A 13497-nucleotide genomic window follows, 5' to 3' on the forward strand; every position below is an offset into this window, starting at 1 on the left:
GCGCGTTGCGATAGTATCGGTTCTGGAAACGGAAAACCTCATGCCCGACAATCCCGTGAAGGGTCCGGCGTCATACTTCCCCTCAATCGAGAAGACCTACGGCCATCCTATTTCCCATTGGCAGCAGATTGTGCGCGACGGCTATCCCGCCCGGCACATGGAGTTGGTTTCCATTCTCAAGGACGCGCACGGCATGGGCCACGGCCACGCCAACGCCGTGGTCGCCTACACGTTAGCGCAGGACGGATTGAAGTAGCGGCCACGCTCAAAAGTCACACTAACCTTAGTATTTCCGCCAGATATACCCCGACAAAACAAGGTTTTGAGACGAAGCAGCAGCGCTTACCCTGTCACTCTGCAAAACGGTCGTACAATGGGCGAGCCATGCCCAAAGCCGCTCCGCCTGAAATTGCACCATCTTGCTTTTTGCACACGTTTTCGCGTCGCCGTGCAGTTTCGCGCCGACCGAGATTAGACGAATTAGACACTTTAGACGGTGTTTTTCATCCGCGCCGTCTGAACAGCCGACGCCGCCTCGACTAGGGGAAGACGACCCTCGTCATCCCTGCTAACCCAGCCTCACCATGACCGAACACGCCTTCAAATCCGACTTCCTGCGCACGCTTCAGGCGCGCGGCTACATCCATCAGATCACCCACCCCGTCGAATTGGACGAGGCGGCCGCCGCGGGCGTGGTGCCGGGCTATATCGGCTTCGACGCCACTGCGCCGTCATTGCACGTCGGCAGCCTGATCCAGATCATGATGCTGCGCCGGCTTCAGCAGGCGGGTGGCAAGCCCATCGTCCTGATGGGCGGCGGCACGACCAAGGTCGGCGACCCGACCGGCAAGGACACGTCGCGTCCGCAACTGACCGAAGAGACGATCCAGTCGAACATCGACACCATCAAGACGGTCTTCGCCAAGTTCCTGACGTTCGGCGACGGACCGACCGATGCGGTCATGGTCAACAATGACGACTGGCTGTCCGGCTACGGCTACATCCAGTTCCTGAGGGATTTCGGCACCCACTTCACCGTCAACCGGATGCTGAGCTTCGACTCGGTCAAGCTGCGCCTTGAGCGCGAACAGCCGATGACCTTCCTTGAGTTCAACTACATGCTGATGCAGTCGGTGGACTTCCTGGAGCTCAACCGCAGCCATAATGTCACCCTGCAAATGGGCGGCTCGGACCAGTGGGGCAACATCACTTCGGGCGTGGATCTGGTTCGCCGCGTGGATCAGAAGGCTGCCTTCGGCCTGACCACGCCGCTGCTGACCACGGCGTCGGGCGGCAAGATGGGCAAGACCGCTCAGGGCGCCATCTGGCTGAACGCCGAACAACTCAGCCCCTACGACTACTGGCAGTTCTGGCGTAACGCCGAGGACGCCGACGTCGGCCGCTTCATGCGCCTGTTCACCGACCTGAGCCTGGAACAGATCGCGCAATACGAAGCGCTGGAAGGTGCGGCCATCAACGACGCCAAAAAGGCCCTCGCCGACGCCGCGACGACCATGCTGCACGACGCAGAGGCCGCCGCCACCGCCCGCGCCGCCGCCGAGAGCGCCTTTGAAAAAGGCCAGCTGTCCGCCGACCTGCCGACCGTCGAACTGCCGTCGGCCGAGGTCTACGGCGCCATGATCGCCGCTGTCGTGACGAAGGCCGGCCTGACAGCCTCCAACGGCGAGGCCCGTCGCCTGGCCCAGGGCGGCGGCCTGCGCCTCAACGACGCCGCCGTGTCCGACGGCGCCCAACTGCTGACCGAAGCCGACCTCAAGGACGGCGTCATCAAACTGGCGGCCGGCAAGAAAAAGATCGTTCTGGTGAGGCCCGTCTGATGTCCGCCGCCGAAGGCCAACCCGCGCCCGCCCTCGACCTGCCCACGGACGGCGGCGGCCGCGTCACCCTCGCCGCCCTCAAAGGCAAACCCGCCGTCGTCTATTTCTATCCCAAGGACGACACGACCGGCTGCACGCGTGAGGCGCAGGACTTCACCGCCCTGGCGCCCGACTTCGCCGCTCTGGGCGTGCCGGTCATCGGCGTGTCCAAGGACACGGTGAAGAAGCACGACAGGTTCAAGGCCAAATACGATCTCGCCGTCACCCTCGCCTCCGACGAGGACGGCGCCGCCTGCGAAGCCTGGGGCGTCTGGGTGCAGAAAAAGCTCTATGGCCGCGAATATATGGGCATCGAGCGGGCCACCTTCCTGATCGACGCCGACGGCCGCGTCGCCAAGGCCTGGCGCAATGTGAAGGTCGCCGACCATGCCGCCGCCGTGCTGGAGGCCGTCAGGGCCCTGTGATCGGCGAGCGCCGTTCGGAAGCGATGCTTGACCTTGGCCCCTCCTCCACGGCCTAGTGGGCGTCGGGGCTAATAGGGGCTTGGCCGGCCTTGGCTGGCAGATGCGGAGCGCACCATGTTCACCAAGAGCAAATCCTACGACAGCGGATCGAACGGCCTGGGCATCCCCCCGGCGCCCGAACCGACCACGCCCACGCCGACGGCTGCGAGCACGCCATCTCTGCCCGCCACGACGCCTGCGCCGCGCGCGCCCGAACCGGCCCGTCCGGCGGCCCGGTCGAGCAACTTGTCGACCCTGTCGGCCGGCGTGAAATACGAAGGCAACATCTCCGGCGCCGGCGAGCTTCAGGTCGACGGCTCGCTGAAGGGCGACGTCCGCGTCTCGCGCGTCGTGATCGGCGAAGGCGGCTCGGTCGAGGGCACGGTCCATGCCGACGTCCTTGACGTGCGCGGCCGCGTCTCGGGCGCCATCGTCGCAAAACAGGTCAAGCTGCACGCCACCGCCCGCGTCGAGGGCGACATCACGCAAGAACAGCTCGCCATCGACCAGGGCGCTTGGTTCCAGGGCCGCTGTAACCAGGCCAAGCGCGACACCCCCGGCGCCGCCATGCTGGAAGCCCCCGCGCCGAAGGCTGACAAGGCGGACAAGACCGCCGCCTGACCGCGTCGAATGCGAACGGGCTCAAGTCGGCCGCAAGGCCGGTAGCCTAAACAAAAGAGGGCGGCTCCATAGAGCCGCCCTTTTCCGTCATTCCACGCTCGATCCGCGGGTCTCGCCGACCCGTTGGGCCAGGGCCGCACCCATGAAGGCGTCGAGGTCGCCGTCCAGCACGCCTTGGGTGTCCGAGGTCTCAACCTCGGTCCGCAGGTCCTTCACCATCTGATAGGGCTGCAGGACATAGGAGCGGATCTGGTGGCCCCACCCGATGTCCGTCTTGGCGTCGGCCAGCGCCTGAGCCGCCGCCTCACGCTTCTGCAGTTCCAGCTCGTACAGGCGCGCGCGCAGCATCTTCCACGCCATCTCGCGGTTCTGGTGCTGCGACCGGCCGGCCTGGCAGGCGACGACGGTGTTGGTCGGGGTGTGCGTCAGGCGCACGGCTGAGTCGGTCTTGTTGATGTGCTGACCGCCGGCGCCCGAGGCGCGATAGGTGTCGGTGCGCACGTCGGAGGGGTTGATGTCGATCTCGATCGTATCGTCCACCACCGGAGACACCCCGATGGAGGCGAAGCTGGTGTGGCGCTTGGCGGCGGCGTCATAGGGGCTGATGCGGACCAGGCGGTGCACGCCCGATTCCGACTTCAGCCAGCCATAGGCGTTGGGCCCTTCGATCAGGATGGTGGCCGATTTAACCCCCGCCTGTTCGCCCTCTTCGTGCGCCTCGATCGTGACCTCATAGCCGTGCGCCTTGGCCCAGCGGGAGTACATGCGCAGCAGCATGCCGGCCCAGTCATTCGACTCCGTGCCGCCGGCGCCGGAGTTCACTTCCAGATAGGCGTCGTTGCCGTCGGCCTCGCCGGACAGCAAGGCTTCCAGCTCGGCGCGCGCGGCGCGTTCCTTGATGCCGCGCAGCGACGCGCGAGCGTCTTCCAGTGCGCCCTCGTCGCCTTCCTCGTCCGCCATCTCGGCCAGCATCACCCCGTCCTCGAGGTCCTGCTCCATCGCCTTGACGGTGTTGATCTTGCCTTCCAGCTGCGAGCGTTCGCGGCTTACGGCCTGAGCCTCGTCGGGCTTGTCCCACAGCGTCGGATCTTCGACGCGCGCATTCAGCTCATCGAGCTTTCTTAGAGCGACATCCCAGTCAAAGACGCCTCCTGAGCAGAGCGACGCTCTGCTCGATGTCGGCCTTCATGGCCTCGACATCCGGTCTCATCGCAATCTCCGCGACACAACGCCCTCAAGCAGCGCGGCCCGCAGGTCGCGCAATAGGGCAGGATTAATGGAAAACGGCGCGCCACGAGGACGCGCCGTTCGAAAGGCCTACCTAGAGCCTCAGTACAATCCGCTCAAGTCCTCGGCCGGCGCCTTCTTGGGCGGCGGCGGCGCGGTGGGCGCCGGCGACGAGGCGGGCGCGCCGCTGGCGGCCTCCTGCTCGCGGCGGATCACCTCATAGTAGTTCTGCGGTCCGACAGGCTGGGCCGGGCCGGTCGGGCGCGGTGGCGGGGCCTGGCGTTCGGTGCCAGGGCGGAAGGCCTCCTCGATGCCGTTGACGGTGCGGAAGATGGCGTTCTTGGGCCGCACGAACGGGCGAGCCGGCCTTTCCTTCAAGGCGGTCTGCATGAACTCCGTGAAGACCGGCACGGCGGCCGAGGCGCCGGCTTCTCCGGATCCCAGCGAGCGGTTGTCGTCAAACCCGATGAAGACGCCGACCACGATGTCGGTGGTGAAGCCCACGAACCAGGCCGAGCGATATTCGTTGGTCGTGCCGGTCTTGCCCGCGACCCAGGGACCCAGGCCGCGCGCGCTGGCGGCGGTGCCGCGTTGAACGACGCCTTCCAGCATGGAGCTCATCTGATAGGCGGTGATCGGGTCGATGACCTGGGTTCCGCGCTGCTGCAGGCGCGGCGACTCCTGGCCGGAGAAGCCCCGTCCGCATTCGCGGCAGCTGCGGTTGTCGGCGCGGAAGATGGTCTCGCCGTCGCGGTCCTGAACATAGTCGATCAGATAGGGCGTCACCCGCCGCCCGCCGTTGGCGAAGGCGGAATAGGCGGCGGTTATCTCGAGCGGCGTGACCTCGCCAGCGCCCAGCGACACCGACAGGTTCGGCGTCATGCCCGGCAGACCCATCTTGGCCGACTGATCGACGATCTTCTTCATCCCGACCGACTGGGCCAGCCGCACCGTCATGACGTTGCGCGACAGCTCCAACCCGCGCCGCAGCGTCTGAGGGCCATAGTATTGGCGGCTATAGTTCTCGGGCGTCCAGCGTGTGCCGTTGGGACCGCCGGCGAAGCTGATCGGCGCATCCAGCACGATCGATGCGGGGGTGAAGTCGCCCTCCAGCGCCGTCGCATAGACGAAGGGTTTGAAGGCGGAACCCGGTTGGCGCCGCGCCTGGGTCGCCCGGTTAAAGCTGGACAGCGCGTAGGAATAGCCGCCGACCATCGCCAGCACGCGGCCGGACTGCGGCTCGATGGCGACCAGCGCCCCGTTGACGCGCGGCACCTGCTTCAGGGCGAATTGGCCGCCCTGCGGCTCCACGAAGATCAGTTCGCCGCGCTTCAGCTGACGATTGGCGTTGGCCCAGGCGGCGTCCGACGCCAGCAGCGTGCCGGACTTGTCGTCGCGGGCCGTGCGGATGCGCACCGTGTTGCCGCTGACGCTTTCGATGGCCGCGGCCTGCCAGCTGCGGCGTTCGGGCGGCGCCTGTTCCTTCAGCGCGACCGCCTGCCAGCCGTCGGCGAAATCGGTCGTGCCCCACCCGCCGCGCCAGCCATGACGACGGTCGTAGTTTTCGAGCCCCTGCATCAGGGCCCGGCGCGCCGCCGTCTGCAGTGTCGGGTCCAGGGTCGTGCGCATATAGAAGCCGCCGGCGCGCAGCTGCTCGCCGAACTGGGGGTTGGCGGCGGCCTGGCGGCGCGCCTCCTCGACGAAGAAGTCGGCGTCCTTGTAATCCGACCGTTGCGGCGCATCGCGCGTGACCAGAGGCTTGGCGCGGGCCTCGACCAGTTGTTCAGGCGTCAGCCAGCCACTCTGCTCCATCTCGCCCAGCACCCAATCACGACGGCCCTTGGCCGCGCCGGGGTGGCGTTTGGGGTGATAGTTGTTCGGCCCCTTGGGCAGGGACGCCAGGAAGGCGGCTTCGTCGGGCGTCAGCTGCGCCAGCGACTTGCCGAAATAGTTGTAGGCCGCCGAAGCGATGCCGAACGAGCGATAGCCCAGGAAGATTTCATTCAGATAAAGCTCGAGGATTTGTTCCTTGGACAGGGTCGCCTCCAGGCGATTGGCCAGGATGGCTTCCTTCAGCTTGCGGTTCAGGCTGGATTCGTTGGTCAGCAGGACGTTCTTGGCCACCTGCTGGGTGATGGTCGAGCCGCCTTCCAGCCGGCGTCCCGACGCCAGATTGAAGACGTTCTTCAGCGACGCGCGGCCGATGCCGCCCACGTCGATGCCGCCATGCTGGAAGAAGTTGCGATCTTCAGCCGCCAGGAAAGCGTGGATCACGGGCTGGGGAATCTGGTCGTAGGAGACATAGATCCGGCGCTCGTCCGAAAACTCGCCGATCAGGGTGCCGTCGCCGGCATAGACGCGCGTCGCGGTCGGCGGGCGATAGTCCGCCAGCTCTGACGCATCGGGCAGGTCGTGGAACAGCCACGCCGCATAGACGGCGACGACCAACCCCGCCAGGGCGATGCCGCCCAGCAGAACCATGCCCGCCCACACGAACCAGCGTTCGGCAATCTTCACTGCGTACTCCGACGACGCGCCCCAGCAGGTGCTTTAGCCCGCGTCGCCCGCCGATGGCTAGAGCCGCGATGCAACGCCCCCTTCCCGTCCGCCGTTAAGCTCCCATCTCAAGCATCCCAACCCAAGGAGCCTGCCATGGAAGTTCTGTATCGCGCCCAATCGACGGCATCGGGCGGAGGCCGCGAAGACGGTCGTTCGGCCACCGACGACGGCAAGATCGACGTCAAACTGTCGACGCCGACCGAGATGGGCGGCAAGGGCGGCGACGGCACCAACCCCGAGCAGCTCTTCGCCACCGGATACGCCGCCTGCTACCTCGGCGCCCTGCGTCTTGTCAGCGGCAAGGCCGGCACGCCCGTCAGCCCCGACACCAAGGTCACCGCCGGCGTCGGTTTCGGCAAGAACACCAAGGGTGAAGGCTTCAACCTGGATGTCGACCTGACCGTGACCGACCACGGCCTAGAGCAGGCCGTCATCGACGACCTGATCGAGAAGGCGCACCAGGTCTGCCCCTACTCCAACGCCACCCGCAACAACGTCGATGTTCGCCTGAGCGCGAAATAACCGACGCCAAGGGCCGCGCGCGTGTTGAGCCGCGCGCGCGGCGCCTCTAGATGAGGTCCATGACCTCCCCGCTCGACGCCTCCCCCGATCCCCTGCTGACGCTCGAACCGCATCGTCGCGTGACCCTGCGCGAAGCCTTCGGCGTGGACAGCGACATGACCGTGCCCGCCTTCGACGAGCGCGACAGCCATGTGCCCGAGATCGACGAGGCCTATCGCTTCGATCCCCAGACGACGATCGCCATCTGCGCCGGCTTCGCCTTCGACCGCCGCGTGATGGTTCAGGGCTATCACGGCACCGGCAAATCCACTCACATCGAACAGGTCGCCGCCCGCCTGAACTGGCCGCTGGTTCGCGTGAACCTGGACAGCCACGTCAGCCGAATCGACCTGATCGGCAAGGACGCCATCGTCCTGAAGGACGGCAAGCAGATCACCGAGTTCCGCGAGGGCATCCTGCCCTGGTCGCTGCAACGCCCCATCGCCCTGGTCTTCGACGAATACGACGCCGGCCGGCCCGACGTGATGTTCGTGATCCAGCGCGTACTGGAGGCCCAAGGTCGCCTGACCCTGTTGGACCAGAACCGCGTCATTCGCCCGAACCGCTATTTCCGTTTGTTCGCCACGACCAACACCATCGGCCTGGGCGACACCACGGGCCTGTATCACGGCGCGCAACAGATCAATCAGGCCCAGTTGGACCGCTGGAACATCGTCACCACGCTGAACTATCTCGATCACGACGTGGAGGCCGAGATCGTCGCCGCCAAGGTGCCCGAGTGGAAGGACGCCGAGGGCCGCCGCCGGATCGCCGCCATGGTCCGCGTCGCCGACATGACCCGCAACGCCTTCATGAATGGCGACATCTCGACCGTCATGTCGCCCCGCACCGTCATCACCTGGGCCCAGAACGCCCAGATCTTCAACGACGACCTGGGCCTCAGCTTCCGCCTGACCTTCCTGAACAAGTGCGACGAGCTGGAACGCCCGACCATCGCCGAGTTCTACCAGCGCGCCTTCGGCGAGGACCTTCCCGAGGCGGCGACGCGGGTGAAGGTGGGATAAGCTTATGTTTCTGGCGGCGATGTCTATCTTGATCATGGCTAGCCAGACTTCGGCTGCGGAGACCGCTCGTCCGCCCCGACCATCGGACGAGGTCATCCTTCAGACAGTCTTCGAAAAGCGACCTTCCGCAGTCATCCTCGAGCACACTGCCCGTGACGTTCGAAACGGCGGACGGGTTATTTGTGGTCTTGTGCAGCATGTGGACACGATCGAGCCATTCGCGGCCTACACGATCTGGGAAGAGCCCAGCTCCATTCGGATCATCGAAAACGGTCGCCTCGTGCCGGTCCCACCGGCGCAATGGAAGTCAAATACGTTCACGCCCGTCGAAACGGCCAGTGTCACTGGGGAAGCCGATCGCCGAAAGCGTAATGCAAACGCCTACCAGCGGGGCCTTGCGCTGAGCGTATGCCGTGATTTGGCGGCGCCGGCCGGAGCACGCTGGGCGACCACGCAGGAGCCCCACCCCGATCCCGACCGTCAGCGACTTATCGAACAAAGGGCCCGAGCGACGACAGATATGCTTTTCCGCGGGCGTCAGGAAGCGAGCGCAGACCGGCCGAACTAAGGTGTTGAATCTTCTTGGGCTCGCATCACCTCGTCGAGCTTTTCAAGAAGTTAGCCCCGCGCCTCTTCGCCGCCGCCGATGAAGGCGCCGGCGATCCAGCTGACGACGCCGGTCACGATGGCCGCGCCGATGCCGGCCCACAGACCGTCGACCCGGAAGCCGTCCAGGAAGACCGACGTCAGCCCGATCATGGCGGCGTTCACGACCAACAGGAACAGTCCAAGGGTCACGACGGTAATCGGGAAGGTCAGCACGACCAAGATCGGCCGCACGAAGGCGTTGACCAGACCCAAGATGATGGCGGCCGCGATCAGGGACCCGGTGCTGGTGAAATCGACGCCCGGCACGATCTGAGCGGATAGCCAAAGGCCCGCCATGGTGACCAGCGCCTGGATGATGAAACGGATCATGACGGCCCTCGTGACGTTCAAGCGTGACCATAATGCACGACGTGCACGAAGGCTCCCCCTCCGCAGACGGCGCTGCTATCGATGGTCCGAACCGCACGGAGACCGCTCATGAGCCTGCACGGCGCCTATGACACCAACAACATCTTCGCCAAGATCCTGCGCGGCGACATTCCGTCGGTGAAGGTGTGGGAGGACGACCACGTCCTGGCCTTCATGGACGTGTTTCCCCAGTCGGAAGGCCACGTCCTGATCATCGCCAAACAGTCCCAGGCGCGTAATCTGCTGGAGATCGAGCCCGAGGTGCTGGCCCGCATGACCGCCGCCCTGCAACGCACGGCCAAGGCGGTCGAGAAAGCGCTGAAGCCTGAAGGCCTGTCGATCCTGCAGTTCAACGGCGAGGCGGGCGGACAGACGGTCTTCCATCTGCATTTCCACATCGTGCCGCGTTGGGCCGATCGCGAGATGAAGGGTCACGGCCATGCGCCGATGGCGGATACGGCCACCTTGCGGGCGCTGGCCGACCGGATCGCGGCCGAACTGGACTAGGTAACGCGGCGCTTTTCCAGCTTTCGCGCCAGGGTGCGGCGGTGCATGCCCAGCCGCCGCGCCGCCTCCGAGATGTTGAAATCGGTCTCCACCAGCGTCTCGTGGATCCGCTCCCATTCCAGCGTCTTGATCGAAGTGGGGCGCGTGCCCAGCGGCGTCTCGGCGTCGCCGTCCGCCCGGCCGAACGCGGTTTCGATGTCATCGGTGCTGGCGGGCTTGGCCAGATAGTGCCGGGCGCCCAGCTTGATCGCCTCGACCGCCGTGGCGATGCTGGCGAAGCCGGTCAGGACGACGATGTTCATCTCGGGGTCGAAGGCGTGAAGAGCCTCGACGCAGGTCAGGCCGGAATGCCCGCCCAGCTTCAGATCGACGACCGCATAGCCGGGGCGATGCGTCTTCAGCACCTCGGTCATCTGGTCGGGACTGGCGGCGCTGACGACTGTGTAGCCACGCCGCTCGAACGAGCGTCGCAGGGTGGTCGAGAACGATTCGTCGTCCTCGACGATCAGCAGCAATCTGGCGTCATCGGTCATGCGCGATCTCGTCCGTGGGAGCCAACGCCGAAAGCGGCAGGGTCAGACGCACTTCTGCGCCGCCCGCCGGGGGATTGGAGGCTTCTACCCGTCCGCCCAGCGACCGGATCACATTCATGAGCAAAAATAGGCCAAGACCGGCGCCGGGCCTGGGCTTGGTGGAGTTGTAGGGCTTGCCCCAGGCCTGAAGGATCGCCGGCGGGAAGCCTGGTCCGTCGTCGCGGACTGCGATGCCGAAATCTTCGTCCGTCCGTGTCGTGGTCACGGTGATGCGGCTCGCTCCGGCCTCGACCGCATTGTCGAACAGCACGCCCAGCACCTGACGCAGGGCCGGGTCGGCGATGATTGACGGGTTCTGGGCCAGCTCGTCGCGGATCTGCACCGCCACACCGTCGCCGTTCCAGCTGGCCACCACATCGGCGACGAAGGCGCGTAAGGTGGTGCGCTCAGGCGCCTGTCCCCTCGCCTCGCCGGCCGACATCAGGATACCGGTGACGATGGCCTTGCAGCGTTCGACCTCGGCCCGCATCACCGTCATGTCCTGAGCCAGGTCGGCGTCCTGGGTCAGGGCCGGCATCCGCTTCCAGTCGCTGAGGATCACCGACAGCGAAGCCAACGGTGTTCCCAGCTCATGTGCTGCGCCCGACGCCAGCAGGCCCATGCGGACGATATGATCATGCTCGGCCGTCTGTTGTCGCAGGGCTGCCATGGAGGCGTCGCGCTCACGCAGGTTCTGGCTGATCCGGGTGACGAACAGCACCAGCAGCACGGCCATCAGCACGAAACAGATCAGACTGCCCTGAAGATAGAGGCTGAGCAGCGAATCCTCGCGCGCCGGCGGCAGGTTCAGCGGGCGGGAATGCAGGCCCAGCCCGGCGAAACACAGGCTGGTGATGGCGATCAGCGCCCAAGCATAGACCGGCGCCAGCAGCACGGCCCCAAGAACGACTTGCAGCAGATACAGCGCCACGAACGGATTGGCCGCGCCCCCGGTCAGGAACAGCAGCCAGGTCAGGGCCGCCACATCCGCCAGGAGGGCGATCATCAGCGCCTGATCCTCGACCTCCTGCGTGCGCACGGTCAACGGCGCGCTGACCAGATTGACCAGCACCAGACCCGCCGGCGCCGCCAACAGCCACAGCACCGGCAGCGGGATCCGCATCACGTACTGGACCAGCAGGATCGTCGCCACCTGCCCGGCGACCGCCAGCCAGCGCAACTGGATCAGCAGCAGCATGTTGCGGCGGTTGGCCCCGCCGTGGGTCGCGACACCACCTCTGAGCCCCAGGCCCAGCAGCCTTTGTACAGTTGTCGTCGTCACGACCCGTTGCGCCTGCCGTCGCGCAGGAACAGCCACAGACCGACCAAGGTCAGCAGCGCCATGCCGAACCAGGTCAAGGCATAGACCAGATGGCTGTTGGCGAACCGGATCACCGTCAGCCCTCCGCGCGGCCATCCCCCGGGGTTCGGACTGGCGTCCGCATCAATGAAATAAGGCGCGACGGTCGTCAGGCCCCGCCGCGCAGCGATCGCCGCGACGTCGCGGGACCGCCAGCGATCACCGGCGGGATCATTGGCGCGCAGGAAGCCGCCCTTGGGCTCGGTGATCCGGAGCAGTCCCGTCACGCTCTGCGGCCCCTCGACCTGACCATCGGCGCGGACGGCCGGATCACGTCGGCCAGCGGACACAAAGCCGCGATTGATCAGGACGGTGAAGCCCCGGTCATCGACCAGAGGCGTCATGACCCAGAAACCGCCGCCGGCGTCGGTCACCGCCTGAACCAGGGTTTCCTTGTCGTGCAGGAACCGACCGCGAACAACGACGCGGCGGTACTGATCATTGTCGCGCGTCACGCCGGCCCATTGGGTCGGGCCAGGCGCTGGGACGGCGGCCGCGTGAACGCGAGCATCGACCTGGGCGATCAGATGGGTCTTCCAGGCCAAGCGTTGAACCTGCCACCCGCCCAGCGCCAGAAAGCCGACGAACAGCGCCACGCCCGCGACCACGACCGCCATGCGGAAGGATCGCGAACGTCTGGCCTTGCCGCCGGCCGGGGCTGAGGACGGGTCCGTGATCTCGACCTCAGCCGCCCATCTGCGCCATGTCGTGCGTCATGGGCATCATATTGGTGTTCAGGTGGTACATGACCCACAGCGAACCCGACAGGGCGATGACCACCACGATGATGGTGAAGATCAGAGCCAGCATGATCCAGCCGCCTTCGGACTTGGAGTTCATGTGCAGGAAGTAGATCATGTGCACCACGATCTGCACCACGGCGAAGCCCATGACGATCAGAGCCGTCGCCTGGGTCGGCAGGACGCCGGTCATGACCAGGGCGAACGGGATGGCCGTCAGGATCACTGACAGCACGAAGCCGATCATATAGCTCTTGAAGGAACCGTGATTGTGCCCCTCGTGGCCCAGGTGGTCGGTCTCGTGAGACTCCGGCGAATGGTCGTTCATGTCGGCGCTCATCGCAGCATGCCCAGCAGATAGACGAAGGTGAAGACGCCGATCCAGATGACGTCCAGGAAGTGCCAGAACATCGACAGGCACATCAGGCGGCGTTTGTTGGCGGGGATCAGGCCCTTCATGCTGACCTGAACCATCAGCGTCACCAGCCAGATGATGCCGAAGGTGACGTGCAGGCCGTGGGTGCCCACCAGGGTGAAGAAGGCCGACAGGAAGGCGCTGCGTTGCGGCGTGGCGCCCTCATGGATCAAGTGCGCGAACTCGTAGAGTTCGATCCCCAGGAAGGCCAGGCCGAACAGGCCGGTGATCGCCAGCCAGACCAGCGTCTGACGCTGGTTGTTCCGATCCATCGCCAGCATGGCGAAGCCATAGGTGATCGACGAGAACAGCAGCATGGCGGTGTTGATCGCCACCAGCTCCAGGTCGAACAGCTCCTTGGGCCCCGGCCCGGCGGCGTAGTTTCCGCCCAGCACGCCGAACACGGCGAACAGCATCGCAAAGATGAGGCAGTCGCTCATCAGATAGAGCCAGAAGCCCAGCATGGTGCTGGAGCCTTCCTCGTGGTGCGGCTCCTCTTCCAGGTGGAAGACGGTCCGGTCGATCTCGGTCGCAGTCGCAGTCGCGCTCATG

At 65.7% G+C, this 13497-nt stretch carries 16 protein-coding genes; 8 read left to right on the plus strand and 8 right to left on the minus strand.

Going from position 1 to position 13497, the window contains the following annotated elements; all coding sequences use genetic code 11:
- The first annotated feature begins 40 nt into the window (after positions 1 to 40).
- The 4 genes from E4341_RS10100 to E4341_RS10115 all read left to right on the plus strand — a co-directional run bounded on the left by E4341_RS10100 (position 41) and on the right by E4341_RS10115 (position 2962).
- Entirely contained in the window at positions 41 to 256 is a 216-nt protein-coding gene (locus E4341_RS10100) for a DUF4287 domain-containing protein (protein WP_066551351.1), read from the plus strand.
- A 328-nt stretch (positions 257 to 584) separates the two neighbouring features.
- The gene (gene tyrS / locus E4341_RS10105; protein ID WP_165117037.1) at positions 585 to 1838 is read left to right on the plus strand and encodes a tyrosine--tRNA ligase; all 1254 of its coding nucleotides are present in this window, start codon (positions 585 to 587) and stop codon (positions 1836 to 1838) included.
- Complete coding sequence (locus E4341_RS10110; RefSeq protein ID WP_165117039.1) at positions 1838 to 2302, plus strand: peroxiredoxin; 465 nt, start codon at positions 1838 to 1840, stop codon at positions 2300 to 2302. Before tyrS ends, E4341_RS10110 begins: the two co-directional genes overlap by 1 nt.
- A 114-nt stretch (positions 2303 to 2416) precedes the next feature.
- A complete protein-coding gene (locus tag E4341_RS10115; protein ID WP_082465003.1) occupies positions 2417 to 2962 on the plus strand; it encodes a polymer-forming cytoskeletal protein in 546 nt (181 codons plus the stop codon).
- A gap of 87 nt (positions 2963 to 3049) precedes the next feature.
- Here the strand turns inward: E4341_RS10115 and prfB are convergent.
- Both prfB and E4341_RS10125 read right to left on the minus strand, forming a co-directional pair.
- Positions 3050 to 4172, minus strand: a protein-coding gene (gene prfB, locus E4341_RS10120; RefSeq protein ID WP_165117041.1) for a peptide chain release factor 2 whose coding sequence is annotated in 2 segments (ribosomal slippage) — positions 3050 to 4102 and positions 4104 to 4172 — 1122 coding nt in all. Because the reading frame shifts where the segments join, the coding sequence is not laid out codon by codon here.
- Between the two features lie 119 nt (positions 4173 to 4291).
- Positions 4292 to 6706, minus strand: coding sequence for a penicillin-binding protein 1A (locus tag E4341_RS10125; protein WP_165117043.1), 2415 nt, complete (start codon positions 6704 to 6706; stop codon positions 4292 to 4294).
- 135 nt (positions 6707 to 6841) lie between these two features.
- On the opposite strand from E4341_RS10125, the gene E4341_RS10130 reads away from it, so the two are divergent.
- Genes E4341_RS10130 through E4341_RS10140 form a run of 3 tightly spaced genes read left to right on the plus strand, consistent with a single transcriptional unit; the run spans position 6842 to position 8902 of the window.
- The gene (locus E4341_RS10130) at positions 6842 to 7270 is read left to right on the plus strand and encodes an organic hydroperoxide resistance protein (protein ID WP_165117045.1); all 429 of its coding nucleotides are present in this window, start codon (positions 6842 to 6844) and stop codon (positions 7268 to 7270) included.
- A gap of 59 nt (positions 7271 to 7329) precedes the next feature.
- Positions 7330 to 8334, plus strand: a complete 1005-nt coding sequence (cobS, locus tag E4341_RS10135; RefSeq protein WP_055753459.1) for a cobaltochelatase subunit CobS — start codon at positions 7330 to 7332, stop codon at positions 8332 to 8334.
- A 4-nt stretch (positions 8335 to 8338) separates the two neighbouring features.
- On the plus strand, positions 8339 to 8902 hold the full coding sequence (locus E4341_RS10140; protein ID WP_165117047.1) for a hypothetical protein: 564 nt from the start codon (positions 8339 to 8341) through the stop codon (positions 8900 to 8902).
- Between the two features lie 50 nt (positions 8903 to 8952).
- On the opposite strand, the gene E4341_RS10145 is transcribed toward E4341_RS10140, so the two are convergent.
- Positions 8953 to 9312: a phage holin family protein gene (locus tag E4341_RS10145; RefSeq protein WP_165117049.1), complete on the minus strand. Its 360-nt coding sequence runs from the start codon at positions 9310 to 9312 to the stop codon at positions 8953 to 8955.
- Between the two features lie 108 nt (positions 9313 to 9420).
- Between E4341_RS10145 and E4341_RS10150 the strand changes: the two genes are divergently transcribed.
- Positions 9421 to 9858 (plus strand): HIT family protein, encoded by a 438-nt coding sequence (locus E4341_RS10150; protein WP_165117051.1) that lies wholly within the window; start codon positions 9421 to 9423, stop codon positions 9856 to 9858.
- Here E4341_RS10150 and E4341_RS10155 read toward each other — a convergent pair.
- The 5 genes from E4341_RS10155 to cyoC form a co-directional block, all read right to left on the minus strand.
- On the minus strand, positions 9855 to 10391 hold the full coding sequence (locus E4341_RS10155) for a response regulator transcription factor (RefSeq protein WP_066626535.1): 537 nt from the start codon (positions 10389 to 10391) through the stop codon (positions 9855 to 9857). The genes E4341_RS10150 and E4341_RS10155 overlap by 4 nt on opposite strands.
- Positions 10381 to 11712: an ATP-binding protein gene (locus tag E4341_RS10160; RefSeq protein WP_240893522.1), complete on the minus strand. Its 1332-nt coding sequence runs from the start codon at positions 11710 to 11712 to the stop codon at positions 10381 to 10383. The genes E4341_RS10155 and E4341_RS10160 overlap by 11 nt, the downstream gene beginning before the upstream one ends.
- On the minus strand, positions 11709 to 12407 hold the full coding sequence (locus E4341_RS10165) for an SURF1 family protein (RefSeq protein WP_165117053.1): 699 nt from the start codon (positions 12405 to 12407) through the stop codon (positions 11709 to 11711). Before E4341_RS10165 ends, E4341_RS10160 begins: the two co-directional genes overlap by 4 nt.
- 67 nt (positions 12408 to 12474) lie before the next feature.
- Positions 12475 to 12870 carry a cytochrome o ubiquinol oxidase subunit IV gene (cyoD, locus tag E4341_RS10170; RefSeq protein ID WP_082465001.1) on the minus strand — a complete coding sequence of 132 codons (396 nt, stop codon included), beginning with the start codon at positions 12868 to 12870 and terminating at the stop codon, positions 12475 to 12477.
- The gene (gene cyoC / locus E4341_RS10175; protein WP_165117055.1) at positions 12867 to 13496 is read right to left on the minus strand and encodes a cytochrome o ubiquinol oxidase subunit III; all 630 of its coding nucleotides are present in this window, start codon (positions 13494 to 13496) and stop codon (positions 12867 to 12869) included. The genes cyoD and cyoC overlap by 4 nt, the downstream gene beginning before the upstream one ends.
- Position 13497 lies beyond the last annotated feature (1 nt).

Origin of the sequence: Brevundimonas sp. 'scallop', assembly GCF_011045535.1 — a bacterium.
Taxonomy (GTDB): domain Bacteria; phylum Pseudomonadota; class Alphaproteobacteria; order Caulobacterales; family Caulobacteraceae; genus Brevundimonas; species Brevundimonas vesicularis.